The following is a 16,833-nucleotide window of genomic DNA, read 5'->3' as shown; positions in this document are numbered from 1 at the left end:
TGATTTCGTGTTATGATGCGTATACGTTGTCCATGTATGATTTTCCATCATCAGGACTTATGATTAATGCTTTTTTATTCGGGTTTAATTTCATGTATTGTTTTGCGGCAAAGTAGACAGCGCCTGTAGATGCGCCTCCAAATACCATTTCTTCTTCCAGCAATTGTTTACATCCGCGAATGATGTCATCTTGACTAAGAATCATGATGGTATCAACTTTTGTACTTTGAATGTGAACAGATGAGATGCTAGATCCAATTCCTGAAAGTGTTCTTTTTTGTGCTTTGTCTTGAAATACGAGCGATCCCTGAATATCAACAGCTACAATGTTAATATTTGGAAATTTTTCTCGAAGTCTTCTTGATAGTCCCGTAATGGTTCCGCCAGTACTAACCGCGACAAATAGTGCGTCTAGTTGGTCAAAATTGTTGCAAATTTCCTGTCCCAAACCATGATAGTAACTCGCTGGATTGTTAGGATTTACATATTGATTTGGATGAAAATGATTCGGGTTTTCCTTTTTGAACTCTTCAATGAAAGCAATTCTATTGAGTAGGTAACCTCCATGTTGATCTTTTTTGTCAATGACAACTACATCGTATGCTAACAATCTTAACATGCGAAGTTTTGCTTTTGGAGTGTATTTATCAACAACGGCAATAAAATTGATGCCTAAGTATTTAGAAATCATTGCCAATGCAATACCGAAGTTCCCTGAAGAAGACTCAATAATCGTGTGTTTTTCAGAGAGTTCGTTGTTTATGATTGCATTTTTCAGGATATGAAAAGCTGGTCGTACTTTGATACTATTGGCAAATTGACAAGCTTCTTGTTTTATGAACAAGCCTTTTGTATTGATAAATTGTAGCAGCGGCGTATTCCCTATTTGTTTTTCAATTTGTTCTAATTTTCCAAAAATGTCATTTGGTAGCACTATTGATTCGTTTTGTTTGTTCATCTTGAGTGACAGATATGAATGGTGTAATTTGTTGTTCGTCATCATTTTTTTCTATTGCCAAGGTTAAAAGCAATACGTATCACTTTACCAGTATTTGTGTGTTACTGATATGTGCGTTTTTGAAAAAAATTAAATGAATGTATAGGCGTTGGTGTAGTGCCTAAAAGTTATGTTTGTAAGTAGTAAAAAGTGAGGGAATATTTTTTTTACGACTGTATTTATACATTTGCAGAGACTATTTTATCTAAGCATGTGCTCATGAATTTCTCTAATGGTTTGATGTGAACTTCTTCTTCATCCCATTTGTTTTCAAAGTCTTCAATTACATGATGAACATTTATAACTTTTCCGTTTTTGTATTCTCGTACAATCGGATGCAAAAATGCACTTTGATCTGCGTTTTCAACGTCATTTCTGTGTACACGATTTACATTGAAAATGTCTGGAGATTTTTTGAAAACTTCATGTCCGTATTCTAAAGTTACAATGAAGTAATGTTCTTGATCTTTACAGTACGTTTCCACAGCATAGTCTACTGGAATGTTGTGAATATACGTTGCTTTGTCACTGTTATTATTGATAACAATTACATCGCCGATGAATCCAAATTGTTGCCAAAGTGCTGACGTTCGGTTTACATTTCCAATAATTTCAGAAGTAATTGTTTCTGGATTTAGTGCTATAGATGCTGTTGGCCAATTGACACCAAGTTCATCCTTGTGCAAGATGTGAAATAAGCATTTACTATTGTATCTGAATCCGTGAATAAACGCCGAAGTCGATTTTTTAAAGTCACGCATTTGTGTCACAGCGCCTGCAAAGTATAATCCGTCAATGTTGGTAGATTCCCAGTTTGATTGCTGATTTGGAAATCTGTCCATAATCGTCATTTCTGGTTTTGTACCTTCGGCAAACATAGTCGTATCAAATCTAAATCCAGCACAGATAATAATATCATCATACACTAATACTTCTACCTCATCATTGGCATGTCCGTACTTAATGGTAACATGAAATTCTCCGTCCATTTCTTTTATTTCAGCAATGTCTCCATCAATGACTGCGTTTTGAGATTTTAACTGATACGTGTCTAATAAGTTGTTGTTTACGGCGCGCAAGTGTCCTACAAAGTGTGTTTTCCAAGCTAATTTTAATGGTGTCGGACTGCATACATGAATTTTTGATGCGGTTGGTACTAAGTTGTCCGCTGTTTCAAATCCTGAGTTTCCTTTTCCGATAATTAATACTCTTTTGTTGATAAAATCTTCTGGATCAACGGACGTATCAACATAGGTTTTACAGTGTTCTATTCCTTTTATTTTTGGAATGAAAGGCGTATTGACACCTGTAGCCATCACCAATTTTTCACACGTGTATACTGTGCCGTTTTCTGTTTCTATATGAAATGAATCATCTTTAGATATTTTAGATACTTTGGCGTCATATGCTATTTTAAGATTGTGTTTTGTGGCATAATCTCTAAAATAGTCTACAATGTCATCTGCATCAGGGAAATAGTCTTTTGTAAAGTCTTTGAACAAAGGTGTATGTTCATCACTTAGCAATGAATTCCAGTCGTAACGTAAGTTGATTTCATTGTCATCAAAACCTGTGTAGACTTTGTTGATTGAAATGAGCTGTCGGTGTCTTGGGAAGTATTCAAATGTATGTCCGGCATGTTTTGCTTTCTCAAGGATTAGATAATCCATATTATTTTTTTCTAAATAATACGCAAGTTGTAAACCGCCTGGTCCAGCTCCAATAATAATGATTTTTTTATTCATAACTTTTTTTGCTTTAGCATATTTATAAATGGTTAATATTTATTTCGTGTAAGTGTATGTTTTCAATTAGCGCATCAGACGCTATGTGTACTGCATACGCTGGATTGAAATCAATTTTTTGAAGAAACCATTGTTTGTTTTCAAAGGTTCCATGTGTTGTGTTAATGTGTACTTTGTCCAATTCGACAGTAATACCTCTACCATCAGCTTTTAATAGACTTTCTTTTGCTGTCCAATACGAATAGAATTGCTTCAATGTGTCATCAGCCTGATTGATGTGCAACCATTCTTTGTGAGAAAGAACATTTTTGAAATCGTTAATGTCAATCGTGTTTATTTTTTCTATATCAACACCAATTGCATTTTGAGTAGAAAAAGCACACATTACATGCGTACCAGAATGTGAAATATTAAAATCTGGCTTTTGTTTCAAATACGGTCGTTTGTACTTTGTGTATTGCAACGTATTTAGATTGACATCAGCATGTCCAAGCAATTCCATTCCTTTTAACAATAGTAACTTTCCTAAGAGTTTCAACCATTGGTCTTCTGCTCTTCGGTATCGTAAGATATTGTCTTGAAACGGTTTCGGTATTTTTTTAAGATACGTTTGGAAGTTTTGAGTCGTATCAATTTTGCACCAAAGAATATGAATCATTGTACCGTATTGTATGTATGATTATTCCGCAGAAACGACTTCTAGCTTTCCTCCTACTTTGTATTCTAATGTTTTTTCTCCATACAAACGTTCTGCATCAACTCCAATATTTTTGCAGTGTTCTAATATTCGATTCGATTCAATGATTGGGAACGATTCGTCTGTATATTTGATAGAACTGATATATTTTAACCAAGGTTCCATTCCCATTGCATAAATAAATACGTGTTTTGGACTAAATATATCGATCAACGATTTACATTCATCGTAGTCAGATCCTGAAAGTCTTCTCGTTTGGTCTTTGCTTCTGTCAATAGTGTTTGGAAGTAACGGACCGTATAACCATGATAATGGTGCGCCTTCACATTCCATTCCTGCAAATAATACATCAACATTGCCGTATAATTCTTGAATTCTACTGTAAAGTCTTGGTTCTATGTTACATGAATCTGCCACAAACAACATTTTGTAATTGTCTACAAAGTTGACCATATGACAAAGTTTACTACGTACATCTAAGTCAGAGTGTTCGCCCAAGAAAGGAATTCCGGTAATGGTACAGTCTTGGAAATGTAAGGTTTCAAGTTCTCCAATTTCAATGATATTGTTAAACCCAATTTTTTCTAACATCAGTTTGATATTTGGATCTTGCAATCCGCCTCCATTACTTTTTGGTACGATGATTTTTTTGATCTTGTGTCGAATTCTCAATAGTGTTTCAAAGAGAATATGATCTTGATGATTGTGTGTGATGAGTACATAATCAATTTCTTCTGGCAAGTCTGCATACGTGTAGCGAGAAATATCTGAGTCATATCCGTAGCTAATGACAGGATCTACCAATACACTTGTATTTTTTGTTTCGGCAAGTATGGATGCGTGCCCAAAGTAACGTGTTAATACGCCATTTCCTTCATATGGCTCGTATTGTTTGGGTGCTTCTTTTGTGAAAAAAGTTTGAAATAATGGTTCTTGCTCGTCCGTAATATTGAACAATTGTTTTAATTCTCCATACGCTCTTGACGTACGTTCGGCTTTGAATAATTCGTCAATAACTGTAGAACGCAATGGAATTTTGAAGTTTAGTACTTTCGGATCTGGCAAACGCGGCGTACTTAGTACAAACGAACGCGAATCATCATCTTCAATACAGAATAGATTTACGGATTGAATAGATTCGTCATAAAATTTTGACGCGTATAATAAAGGTTCAAAAAATCGGAACGAAGGATTGTTGTTAAGGTCATAAATCAACTCTACCATTCCGCGCAACGATTCTGGCACTTTTTCATATAACGGTTCAAGTGAATAGCCTGTTGCTTCGTTGGCTAACATTTCATTGAGTTCTGCAATGGCGTCACACAGTTCTAAGTGAACGGCGCAGTTTTTTATCGTATTGTCACGCAATTCTTGTATTTCGTCAACACGTTTTCCATCATAATCAATAAATGGACCTCCAAGCATTTTTGGCGTTTTTACGGCTGCTGCATGAATTCGTGGGTTTTGAATGTACGAATCAATGATTTTTAAATGTCTGTTTTTAATGTTTAAAGCAGCTGTTGCAGGACTGATAAGGTGCGACCATGCATACCAACCTTCTACTAAGGTTTCTACTGCTAAATTTGGAACAACATAAACTTCATCATGATCATTGATGTTTTCAGATGTGTTTTTCATTTTATGTTAATTTAAATTATAGTTGATGTTTCTGTTTTGAATTGAATAATTCTATTTTGTAAGTATTGTGTTTACTGTAGATTGAATTTTGCTTGCAAGTTCTTTTCCGTTGGCTTCTTGAAGCATCGTGTGATGATTTCCTTTGGCGTGAATCATATGTACGTGCTGGTTGAAATGATCCCAACGCAAGAAGTCTGAATCTTCCGAAACTTCACGTTCACTTTTGACCAAAATCATGTTTTTAATGTTTCCTGTGACCTTGTAATCCAAACTGATATTGGCAATAAATAGCTTGAAAATTCTTCCCATCGCATTTATGTTACTTGGCAACACGATATGATTTTTTTCCATGTATTCCATAATCATTTGCCACGATTTGTTGGCGTCTTTCGTATCTAGTTTGGCAGCCAAATCGTCTTCCCAACCTTTTGGCAATTTGTCTTCCTGCGCTGTTTCTTTGATGGCTTCGCTAATTCCATTGATCGCAGTTTTCGTAATATCTGTTTGCGACATCGCTTCATCATCTTTTACATATGCCGCCTGATCGAGCAATATTCCAACAACTTCTTCGCCTTCACGTTCTAACTGTTTTGCCATTTCATATACCACACTTCCACCAAACGAGTAGCCTGCCATAATGTAAGGTCCTGTTGGCTGTACGGTTTTTATACGAGCAATATTTTTAGCGGCAATAGCTTCCATGGTTGTCAATACGGCTTCTCCTTCAAAAATTCCTTCCATTTCTACACCGTATATTGGACGTTCGGCTGTAAATTGACTCGCAAAGTTTTCCAACACAAAACTCGTTCCTCCTAATGGCGGAATCATAAATAGTGGCGCTTTTAGACCTTTTTGTTGAAATACTACAAGGTGTTTGTCTTCTTGATTTTCCAAGTGATTGCAATGTGAAATTAGCTTTTCTAACGAGCTGATATAGGTATTGGCAAGTTTTTCAATCGTAGCGGCATTGTAACGTTTGCTATCATAACTCCAATTGAGCTGCAAACAACCTTCCTGAATTAAACTGTTAATGACCAATTTGTTAGCATGTTTGTTTGCTGTACCAATGTTCGTTCCGCTAGATTCGCTTGCAAAACCAATAAGACGTTCTTTTGTTTCTGCGGTGTTAAAACTGTTTTCAAAGTTTCCTAAATAGTTGAATATGATTTCTTTTTTGAATGCGGCTAGTGTATTTTTCACCTGTTCATCATCGGATAAATGACGTAATATTCCGAAACCAATTCCTTTATTTGGAATGTTTCTGAGCGACACTTTTGTGGAATTGATAAGGTTTTTATAATCCGTATCTAAACTTGGAATTGCCAAACTCACAGGATAGATACTTGTAAACCAACCAACTGTTCTGTTGATGTCTAGCGCGTCAAATAGTTCTTCGCGTCCGTGTCCTTCGAGCGCTATGACTACATGCGAAGTTTCCATCCAATTTTTACAGGTTAATGCCAATGCACTTAATAAGATGTCATTGATTTCTGTTTGATAGGCTTGATGTACATTTTGCAGCAATTGTTTTGTGAGCGCTGCATCCAATCGGACACTGTATTCGTTTACTTCTTGGAAACTTATCAATTCATCATAAGTATTGTCTACAGGAACCTCTGCGTAGTTTGCTACGATATTTCTCCAATACTCAAATTCGGCAGTTAACGTTTCAGATGTTGTGTATTCGGTTAACTTTTCTGTCCACTGACGATACGAAGTTCCTTTTTCTGGTAGTGTAAATGTTGTTCCACGTTGTAGATTTTCTAAGGTGTTGGTTAAATCTTCTAAGAGAATTCGCCATGAAACACCATCAATTGCAAGATGATGTATGGTAATAAAGCATCTGTTTTCAGCTTCAGTTTCAGGTGTTGTAATGAATACTGCTTTTAACAATTCGCCTTTGAAAATAGCTAAACTTGCTTGGTACTTTTCACATATGTCATTGATTTCAGTTAATGATGCAACTGTTTCCGCATGTAAATTTGGCAATTGTTCCGAATAGCTTTGCGTAGGAAATACTTCATGCTCATTTTTTGCATATGTAAATCGCAACGCATCGTGATGTGAAACGAGCTGCTGTAATGCTACTTCTACGAGTGCTTTTGGCACTTTTTTGGCTATTTTGAGTAGTACCGATTGATTGTAATGATTGAAAGCTTCATACTTTTTGGTAAAGAATTCTTTTTGAATTGGATGCAATGGTACTTCTCCTGTCAACGTTCCCAATTCTTGTAGTATAGGAATGTTACTTTTTAAATGTCCTGAAATTTTTGCAATTGTTTGATGACTAAAAATATCGCGGACATTGTAATTATAACCTGCTGTTTTACTTCTACTTACCAATTGAATCGCCATGATAGAATCGCCTCCGAGTTCGAAGAAGTTATCATGAATTCCAATTTTTTCTATGTTTAGCAACTCTTGCCATACGTTTACCAATCCAATTTCTGTTGGTGTTGTTGGCGCCACATATTTTTTATCTGCTGATGTATCTAATGTTGGAACAGGTAATTTGTTTCGATCTATTTTTCCGTTGGTTGTCAGTGGAAATTCATCCAGTTTTATGATGGCAGCTGGCACCATATAGGTTGGCAATTTTTCTTGTAATTGCGCTTGTATATATTCCGTTTTTACTGATTCGTCTGCAATTACGTATCCTATTAATTGTTTTGAAGCACCATTTTCTAGTACAGTAACAAGTGCGGATTTTATACCTGCTAGTTGATTGATCGCAGTTTCAATTTCGCCAAGTTCTATACGATAACCTCTTATTTTCACTTGATGATCTTGTCGTCCAATAAATGCTACATTTCCATCTGCCAACCATCGTACAGAATCGCCTGTTTTGTAGAGTCTTTCGCCTTTTACGAATGGACTTTCTATGAATTTTTCGGCAGTTAAGTCTGGTCTATTTAGATAACCTCTGGCAACTTCACTTCCACCGATGTACAATTCGCCCACAATTCCAACAGGGACATTGCGTAAGTTTTTATCTAAAATATATAGTGTTCTGTTAGAGATAGACGTTCCAATTGGAATGGCATTTGTCAACTCAGTTTCACGATTTGCATGATAAACTGTCGCTGCAATGGTAGTTTCTGTCGGACCGTATTTGTTGTAAAAATCTGCAACAGCCACACATCTTTTTACCAATTGCAAAGCACATGCTTCTCCTCCTGAAATGATTCTTTTAACCGTCGTTAGTTTTTCTATGGCAAGTAAATTCAAGAAACTAGGTGTAGCGTGTAAATGACTGATGTTGTGTTCATTTATATATTGAACAAAATGATCTGCATCAAATACTAACGTTTTGCTTACAATGTGTAATGTGCAACCGCGTAGTATTGGCAAGAACAATTGTTCGATGGAAGCATCAAAAGTTGTGTTTGAAAATAATACAAACGTGTCTTCGTCTGTTAATTGGTAATAATCGCCAATATAATCCAAATGATTGTGGATAGAATGATGCTCAATCATCACACCTTTTGGATTTCCCGTGGTTCCTGAAGTGTAAATGATGTATGCCAATTGTTTTGGCGAAATGTCTATTTGTGGTTTTTCGGTAGAAATTGTCTCAGAAAGTTGATCTATTTGAATAATTTCTACAGCCGTTTTTGTTATTTCTGGCAATTCAACGTTGGAACTACTCAACAGTACGCTTGCTTTTGTATCGTTTAGAATATATGAAATTCTCGCCGCAGGATACGAACTATCTACTGGCACATACGCTGCGCCCGCTTTTAAGATTCCTAAAATTCCGATAAGCGTTTCAAACGAAGGATTTACACAAATTGGTACAAGTGTTTCTGTGGTAATTCCGTGGGAAAGTAAACAGTTTGCTACTTGATTCGCTTTGGCATCTAATTCTTGATAGGTTAATTGGTTTCCTTCAAAAATAATTGCTGTAGCCGTCGGTGTTTTCTCTACTTGTGATTCAAATGCGTGTACCAAATTTCCTTTTTTGCTAGCCTTCGTTTTTGCATTCCCAAAGTGTGCAACAAGTTGTTCATTTTCAGTTGCGGTCAATAATTGCAAACTGTCTATTGGTTGATCAATATCATCTAACACACTGTGAATTAATTGTACAAAGTGTTCAGCCATTCGTTGAATGGTTTCCTTTTTGAATAAAGCTGTTGTGTAGGTAATGGAACACGCGATTCCATTGTTAGTTTCTACTGCATTAAAGCTCAAGTCGAATTTTGATGTTGTAAATTCTTGTTGCATCATTTCAAGCTTGCTTTCGCCTAAATTCATTCCCGTAACTTCTTCGTTGTTTTGCAGCGCAAATAAGGTTTGAAATAATGGACTTCGACTTTGATCGCGTTCTATTTCTAAATGATCTACAATAAATTCAAAAGGAATGTCTTGATGCGAATAAGCTTCTAAACAGGTTTGTTTTACTTGTTCTAGCAAGACAGCAAAAGGCGTATCGCTTTCGAATTCGTCACGCAATACCAATGTATTGATAAAGAAACCAATGAGTTCGGCAATTTCTGCTTGTTCTCTGTTTGCAATTGGCGATCCAACACTGATGTCTGTATTTCCTGTGTAACGGTAAAGTAAAATTTTGTAAATGCTCAACAACGTCATAAATACTGTCGCACCATTTTCTTGCGATAGTTCTTTTAGTTTTTGTTGCAATGTGCCATCAATCATAAATTGATGCATGTTTCCATCTAAAGATTGCAATGCCGGACGTGTAAAATCTGCTGGAAGTTCAAGCGGTTTTGCTCCTTCAAGCTTATTTTTCCAGTATGCCATTTTGTTTTGTAAAACTTCTCCAGAAAGGTATTCTCGTTGCCAAATACTGTAATCTGCATATTGAATTGGCAATTCGGTTATTGCAAGTGTTTCGCCTTTTAATAAACGTTCATAATTCGCTTCTAATTCATTCACAAATAAAGGAATAGACCAACCATCGGAAGCAATATGGTGCAATACAAATATGAGAATATGATTGTTTGCATCTTCTTTTACAACCGTAACCCGCAACATATAATCTTCCGAAAGATCAAATGGTGTTGCCGTTTCAGCAGCTATAAATTCATCTATATTTTCAGGCAATGTATCATGATATGCAATTTCAAAATATTCGCTATCAATGATGTGTTGATATCCGATTCCTTCGTGTTCTTTAACGACTGTTCGCAGTGATTCATGTCGTTGTACCAATGCTTTTAGTGCTTGTGACAAGATTTCTATGTCTAGTCCACCTTTGATGCGCATTACTTCAGGCATATGATAAGCTACACTTCCTTGTAATGCATCAATAAACCATAAACGCTCTTGCGCAAATGATAGTGGAATGTATTTTGGGCGTTCTTTTGCTAGTATTGGTGGAACTTCTGATGCTTTTCCTTCACGTATAGTAATGGCTAATGCTGCAACAGTTGGCGTTGCAAATACGTCTTTTACATTAAATGCTACTCTAAATTTTGATTGTATATGCGATACCAATCGGATGGCAAGTACTGAATGTCCGCCAAGCTCGAAGAAGTTATCGTGAATTCCTACTTTTTTCACACCAAGCAGTTCTTGTAATATTGCTGCCAATTTTATTTCTTCTGCTGTCGTTGGCGCAACATAATCCTGTGTTTGGTATGCGGAAGCTTCTGGATCTGGTAACGCTTTTCGGTCTATTTTACTACTTGCTGTTAATGGAAATGATTCAAGTTTTACATATACTTTTGGCACCATATATTCTGGTAATCGATGGTGCAACATGTCTTTTAAGTTTCCTACTTCCTGTGCTGCTTCCAAAGTTACGTACGCTATCAATTCTTTGATTCCTGCGTCATTTTCACGCGCAAGTACTGCGGCTTGTTGTACGCCTGCTACTTCTTCTAATGCAGCTTCTATTTCGCCAAGTTCTATACGGTAACCTCTTATTTTTACTTGGTAATCTTTTCGTCCTATAAATTCAATAGTTCCGTCTGCGCTCCATTTTGCCAAATCGCCCGTTTTGTATAAAAGTTCGTTGGTTTTGAATGGATTTGGTATAAATTTTTCTGCGGTTAATTCAGGTTGATTTAAATATCCTTTGGTGACTCCTGTTCCTGCAATGCACAATTCGCCTATGACACCTTTGGGTACTAATTGTAATTCTTGATCCAAAATGTAAATTTGGGTGTTCGAAATTGGAGTTCCTATTGGTAATTGTGTGTACGATTGATTGTCTACATCAACTTTATAAATTGATGAACATACCGTACATTCTGTTGGTCCGTAAGCATTGTATACTTCACTGTTTTTTGCACATGTATACACTACATCTAAGTTTGCAGCTTCTCCTCCAACGACTAAGACTTTTATAAATGCTAATTTTTCAACATGTAGACTAATTAAGTATGAAGGTGGAATGTGTGCAATAGTTACATTTTTTTCTTGGAGATATGACACAAATGATTCGCCATCTTCAATGCGTGATTTACTCAACATGACCAAGCTTGAACCAGAAATTAAACTCATGAATATTTCACTTGCTGATACATCAAAAGAGAACGATGTAAATTGTGAAACGGCATCTTTTTCTGTAATGTCAAAACGGTTGCTATGATCTACAACCATATTGGCAAAGTTTTCATGCATGACCATAACACCTTTCGGGTTTCCTGTAGATCCAGATGTGTAAATAATGTATGCTAAGTCTGAAAAAGAACTGTTTTTAATCAGGTTTGTTTTGCCTTCTTCATCATCAGGAAAACTGTCAAATTCAATATCAATGGAGATAATTTTTGTATTAAATTCTAACACATCAAATAAACTATCTGAATTGATGACCAGTACTTTTAAGCCAGATTCTTCTACTATAAATTGCTTGCGCGATTCAGGAAATTCTATATCAATTGGCACATATGCCGCACCCGATTTTAAAATTCCTAGAATAGAAATTATTGCCCATTCCGAACGATTCATCATCACGCCAACCAAATCATTCGCTTGAATGTTGTATTCCTTGCGTAAATGACGTGCAAATTGATTTGCCTTTTCATTCAACTCTTTGTAGGTGAGCCTTTTATTTTCAGAAATTACAGCCGTTGCATTTGGAACACGAATTGCTTGTGCTTCAAATAAGTCAACAACTGTTTGCTGTTTTTCATAGGTAACCGTTGTATTATTAAACGTTTCGAGCAGTTCCACTTTTTCATCAGCGGTTAGCATTTCTAAGGCACTTATTGGCTGATTTGCATCTTTTAATACCGCATGTATGAGTTGCTCAAAATGTACTGCCATTTGCATAATGGTCTCCTTTTTGAATAAAGCCGTAGCATATTCAAATCCGATAGCTAAACCAAATGGCGTTTCTGTGGCATTCATTAAAATGTCGAACTGAGAACTTTTGTGTTCTGTTTGCAACATTTCTAATTGACTTTCGCCCAAGTTCATCTCAGAAACTTCTTCGTTGTTTTGCAGTATGAATTCGGTTTGAAAAAGTGTACTTCTACTTTGATCTCTTTCGATTCCTAAATGATCTACAATACGCTCAAACGGTACATCTTGATGCGAATATGCGTCCAAACAAGTTTGTTTTACTTGTGCAACTAAATCGTTGAAACGTGTTTCGCTTGTAAAGGTATCTCTTAAGACAATGTTGTTGACAAAGAAACCTATGAGCTGTGATATTTCAAGCTGTTCACGGTTTGCAATGGGCGTTCCGACACTGATATCTACTTGACCTGAATATTTGTATAGTAACACTTTGTAGATACTTAACAAAGTCATAAAAAGTGTCGTGCCATTTTCTTTGGAGAACGTGTTTAAATCGTCTAATATGCTTTTTTCTAGTGTAAAACGATACATTCTCCCTTCAAGCGATTGTATTTCAGGTCTTGAAAAATCGGTTGGTAATTCTAGTATTGCAGCACCTTTTAGTTTATTTAACCAATAGGCAAGTTTCGTTTCTAAAACTTCTCCTGATAAATAGTGTCGCTGCCAAATACTATAGTCTGCATATTGTACAGGAAGCGGAGCCAACGGAATTGCTTCGCCGTTGAGCAAACTCTGGTATATTATTTCAATTTCTTTTACTAAAATGGGAAGTGACCAACCATCGGAAGCAATGTGATGCGCAACTAATACTAAGATATGATTGTCTTCTGATTCTTTTATAATTGCAGTACGCAACATAAAATCGTGGGCCAAGTCAAATGGTTTTGAAATGATGCCATCAATCACATTTGAAAGTGATGCTTCGTTGGTAATTTCTGAAATGTAAGCAACTTCATAGGCGTCCTCATCTATGATTTGTTGGTAGCCAACACCATTGTGTTCTTTGAAAACCGTGCGCAATGCTTCGTGACGTTGCACCAAAGTTTTCATGGTTTTTTTGAAGAGTGTTATGTTCAATTCTCCATTGAGTCGCAAAACACCTGGAATGTGAAATGTGTTGCTTCCTTGCAGTTTGTCTACAAACCACAATCGTTCTTGTGCATAGGATAATGGAATGTATTTTGGACGTTCTTGCACACTAATTTTTGGCACATTGGACAACGTAGCATTCGCAATAGTTGTAACTAATTGCTTTATGGTCGGTGTCGTAAATATATCGCGGACACTAACAACCACGCCAAATGTTGCTTTTACATGTGAACTCAATCGAATGGCAAGCAACGAATGTCCGCCAAGTTCAAAGAAATCATCTTGAATTCCTATGTGTTCTAGATTTAGTAATTCTTCCCAAATGGCAACCAATTGTTTTTCTTGTTGGGTAGTTGGTGCAACATAGGTATTGGTTTTATAAGCACTTTTGTCTAGTTCGGGTAAGTTGTTACGATCTATTTTTCCATTCGCAGTCAGTGGAAATTCGTCTAGTTGCATATACAATTTCGGAATCATATACGAAGGCAGTTTTTCCGCTAGTTTTGATTGAATTTCAGCAATATCCACTACAGATTCACTGGTAAAATATGCTATCAACTGATTGTTTTCAGTAACATCTTTGGCTGCAATCACAACCGATTGTGTAATGGTTTCAAGTTGTGTGAGTGCCGTTTCAATTTCGCCCAATTCGACACGATATCCACGAATTTGTAGTTGATTGTCTTGTCGTCCTACAAATTCAATTTTGCCGTTTGGCAACCATTTTGCAATGTCTCCCGTTTTGTAAACACGTTCATTTTCTTTGAATGGATGTGCTACAAATTTTTCTGCGGTAAGTTCATCTCTATGCAAATAACCACTAGAGAGACTTTTCCCTGAAAGGCACAATTCGCCATGTACGCCTTTGGGCACCAATTGCAAGTTTTCATTTAAAATGTACGCTTGTGTATTGTCAATTGGTTTTCCTATCGGAATTGAATCTGAGAGCGTTTCTACCTTGTGATATGTTGCGACAACCGTATTTTCTGTCGGTCCATAATTGTTGTAAATTTCAACATTTTCAGGAAGTTCGGTCATTTTTAACGCTTCTCCACCTAACAACAACTTGACGTCTTGTAACGGAGTTTCTGCTGTTTGCATACTTGCATAAAAAGCAGTTGGCAAATACGCATGTGTAATAGCGTTTGTCTGTATAAAATTAGTAATAAAATCAACATCTAACCGTACTTCTTCTGCTATTGGAAATATACTTCCGCCAGAAAGTAAGTATGGAAATAATTCCCACACGGAAGCATCAAAACTAATTCCTGAATAGAGCAATGCGTTGCTTTCGTTCGTGAGTTCGTATGCACGTTGATGCCAAGCTACTAAATTGTGTACGTTAGCGTGTGTTATTTTTACACCTTTTGGCACTCCTGTAGTTCCAGAAGTATAGATAATATAGGCTAATGAACTTGGCGAAATTTCAGTATTTACTGCTGTATTTGGTTCATTTTCAAATAATTCAAAATGATCTAGGTATATTTTTTCTTGTGGTATGTTCGTTCCCGAGAAAAGACGCTGAAGTGAGTTTTGCGTAAGTACTAAAGTTGCCGCTATATCGTTTAGGATGAACTCAATACGCGCTTTTGGATACGAAGGATCAATTGGCACATATGCTGCTCCAGCTTTTAAAATTCCTAAAACACCCATGACAAATTCTGTAGAACGTTCCATAGAAATTGGCACTAAAGTTCCTTCCGTAACTCCTTTTTTATGTAGATACCTAGCGAATTGATTTGATGTTGCATCTAATTCCTGATAGCTTACTTTTTTATCTTGAAAAACAACCGCAGTCGCATTTGGTGTACGTTTTACTTGTGCTTCAAAAAGATCAATAATTGTTTGAGTTTCGTCATACGCTACAGTGGTGTCATTAAAAACTGCTAACAATTCATGTTGTTCATTTTTGGGTAAAATGTCACGTGTATCTATCGTATTTGTAGCATTGTGTACATAGTTCTGTAAAAAATTATCAAAATATACCAACAAATCATCAACGGTATGTCCCGATTTGAATCGTTTTGTTTGATTCGTCGTGATGATCAATTGCTTGTTGGTCAGATTTGCCGTAAAATCTAAAAACGTATTCGTTCTTTCAAATCCGCTCACGGCTAAATTGTCAATTTCGGTTGTAGCAATATGATTTTCAAAAGCTTCACTATCGATCAATTTGTCAACAACATAAAAATCTACATAATTGAATAATACATCAAAGAACGGATTTCCTTCCGCGCTTTCTTGATGCAGTTTTGCAATTTCTAGTAATGAAAAACGATCTCTTCCTTGCTGTTTTTGATACGCGTTTGCTACTGATTTTACATACGTTTCCCAGGTTTGGTTTTTCGTATCAACCGTATATCTAAATGGTACCGTATTTAGGAAACAACCCAATAATTTATCGCCATCTTCGGCAATTGGTCTGCGGTTTGCCACAGTACCAACCGTAAGATCTTTTTCGAGAGAAAATAAACGCAATGCATATAAATAGCCTGCAAAGAATAGACTTTTAGGCGCAATTTGATCTTGTTTGCATTTTGCTATTATTTTTTCCAAAAATGCATCTTCATATACTTTATTGGTTTGACGATAGTAACGTTCATCCATTAAAATATTGAGTCTTTTATATCCTGTGAGCGTTGTTTTCCAATACTTTCTATTGTCTTCATTTTTGACTTCCATCAAGTCAGAAATCACACTGTCTTTGGTACTTATGGCAAGCGATGTTGGTGTGTACTTTTCATTTTCTTGAAGTGCAAAATAAGTTTCCATCAATTCCGAACGGAAACTTTTGTCGGACCAACCGTCCATAATCGCATGATGAAATTGAAATACAAACATGGCATCCGAAACACCTATGTTAAAGAAATCTACTCGCCATAACGGCGCTGTTGTGACATCAAATACGTTTTCTTCGCGTTCTTTGCGTAAAAACTCATTGATATATGCTTCTTTCGCTTCCGAAGTTTTTGTCAGCAGATTATGTTTGTTGATACTGAAAGTGATGTCTTTGTGGACAATTTGTACAGGTTGTATGTAGTCGTACAAATGGAAAGAAGTACGCAATACTTCATGTTTTTTGATGAGTAATGCCAATGCTTTTTCCATCAAAGTGATGTCTACCTTTCCGATTTGTGACACCATTTGATCGTGGTAAATTCCTAATTCGCCATCCAAACGCATGAGTTCACTTGTCAACACCATTCCGACTTGAATGTCACTCATTGGATAGACATTTTCGATCGTTTCTTGATTTGGATGACTGTTGCGAACTGATAACGCCGTTTCTTCTATTTCTTTTTCAATAGCTAGATATACCGATGTTTGATCTTCTTTGTGGTCACTTTCTATCAGCGTGACTAAACTTGCAATGGTTGGCGCTTGGTAAAAACTTGCAA

General features: G+C 36.3%; 5 protein-coding genes. All 5 read right to left on the bottom strand.

The genetic code is table 11. The features are described from left to right. Window positions 1-10 precede the first annotated feature (10 nt). Window positions 11-958 carry a pyridoxal-phosphate dependent enzyme gene (locus AA089_RS20760; protein WP_046758936.1) on the bottom strand — a complete coding sequence of 316 codons (948 nt, stop codon included), beginning with the start codon at window positions 956-958 and terminating at the stop codon, window positions 11-13. A gap of 218 nt (window positions 959-1,176) precedes the next feature. Then, window positions 1,177-2,742, bottom strand: a complete 1,566-nt coding sequence (locus AA089_RS20755; RefSeq protein WP_046758932.1) for an NAD(P)-binding domain-containing protein — start codon at window positions 2,740-2,742, stop codon at window positions 1,177-1,179. A 22-nt stretch (window positions 2,743-2,764) separates the two neighbouring features. Then, window positions 2,765-3,400, bottom strand: a complete 636-nt coding sequence (locus AA089_RS20750) for a 4'-phosphopantetheinyl transferase family protein (protein ID WP_046758931.1) — start codon at window positions 3,398-3,400, stop codon at window positions 2,765-2,767. Between the two features lie 21 nt (window positions 3,401-3,421). Continuing rightward, window positions 3,422-5,077 (bottom strand): MBL fold metallo-hydrolase, encoded by a 1,656-nt coding sequence (locus AA089_RS20745; RefSeq protein ID WP_046758930.1) that lies wholly within the window; start codon window positions 5,075-5,077, stop codon window positions 3,422-3,424. Window positions 5,078-5,128: 51 nt separating this feature from the next. Then, entirely contained in the window at window positions 5,129-16,678 is an 11,550-nt protein-coding gene (locus AA089_RS20740; RefSeq protein ID WP_262495039.1) for a non-ribosomal peptide synthetase, read from the bottom strand. Between the last annotated feature and the right edge of the window lie 155 nt (window positions 16,679-16,833).

It is taken from the genome of Kordia jejudonensis (genome assembly GCF_001005315.1).
GTDB lineage: Bacteria > Bacteroidota > Bacteroidia > Flavobacteriales > Flavobacteriaceae > Kordia > Kordia jejudonensis.
The sequence above is the reverse complement of the archived record's forward strand: the minus strand, read 5'-3'. Positions and strand labels throughout refer to the sequence as shown.

Bases quoted from the DNA above. Each gene is read 5' to 3' on its own strand.
- AA089_RS20750 (WP_046758931.1), bottom strand. From the start codon at position 3,400: ATGATTCATATTCTTTGGTGCAAAATTGATACGACTCAAAACTTCCAA.
- AA089_RS20760 (WP_046758936.1), bottom strand. From the start codon at position 958: ATGAACAAACAAAACGAATCAATAGTGCTACCAAATGACATTTTTGGA.
- AA089_RS20755 (WP_046758932.1), bottom strand. From the start codon at position 2,742: ATGAATAAAAAAATCATTATTATTGGAGCTGGACCAGGCGGTTTACAA.
- AA089_RS20745 (WP_046758930.1), bottom strand. From the start codon at position 5,077: ATGAAAAACACATCTGAAAACATCAATGATCATGATGAAGTTTATGTT.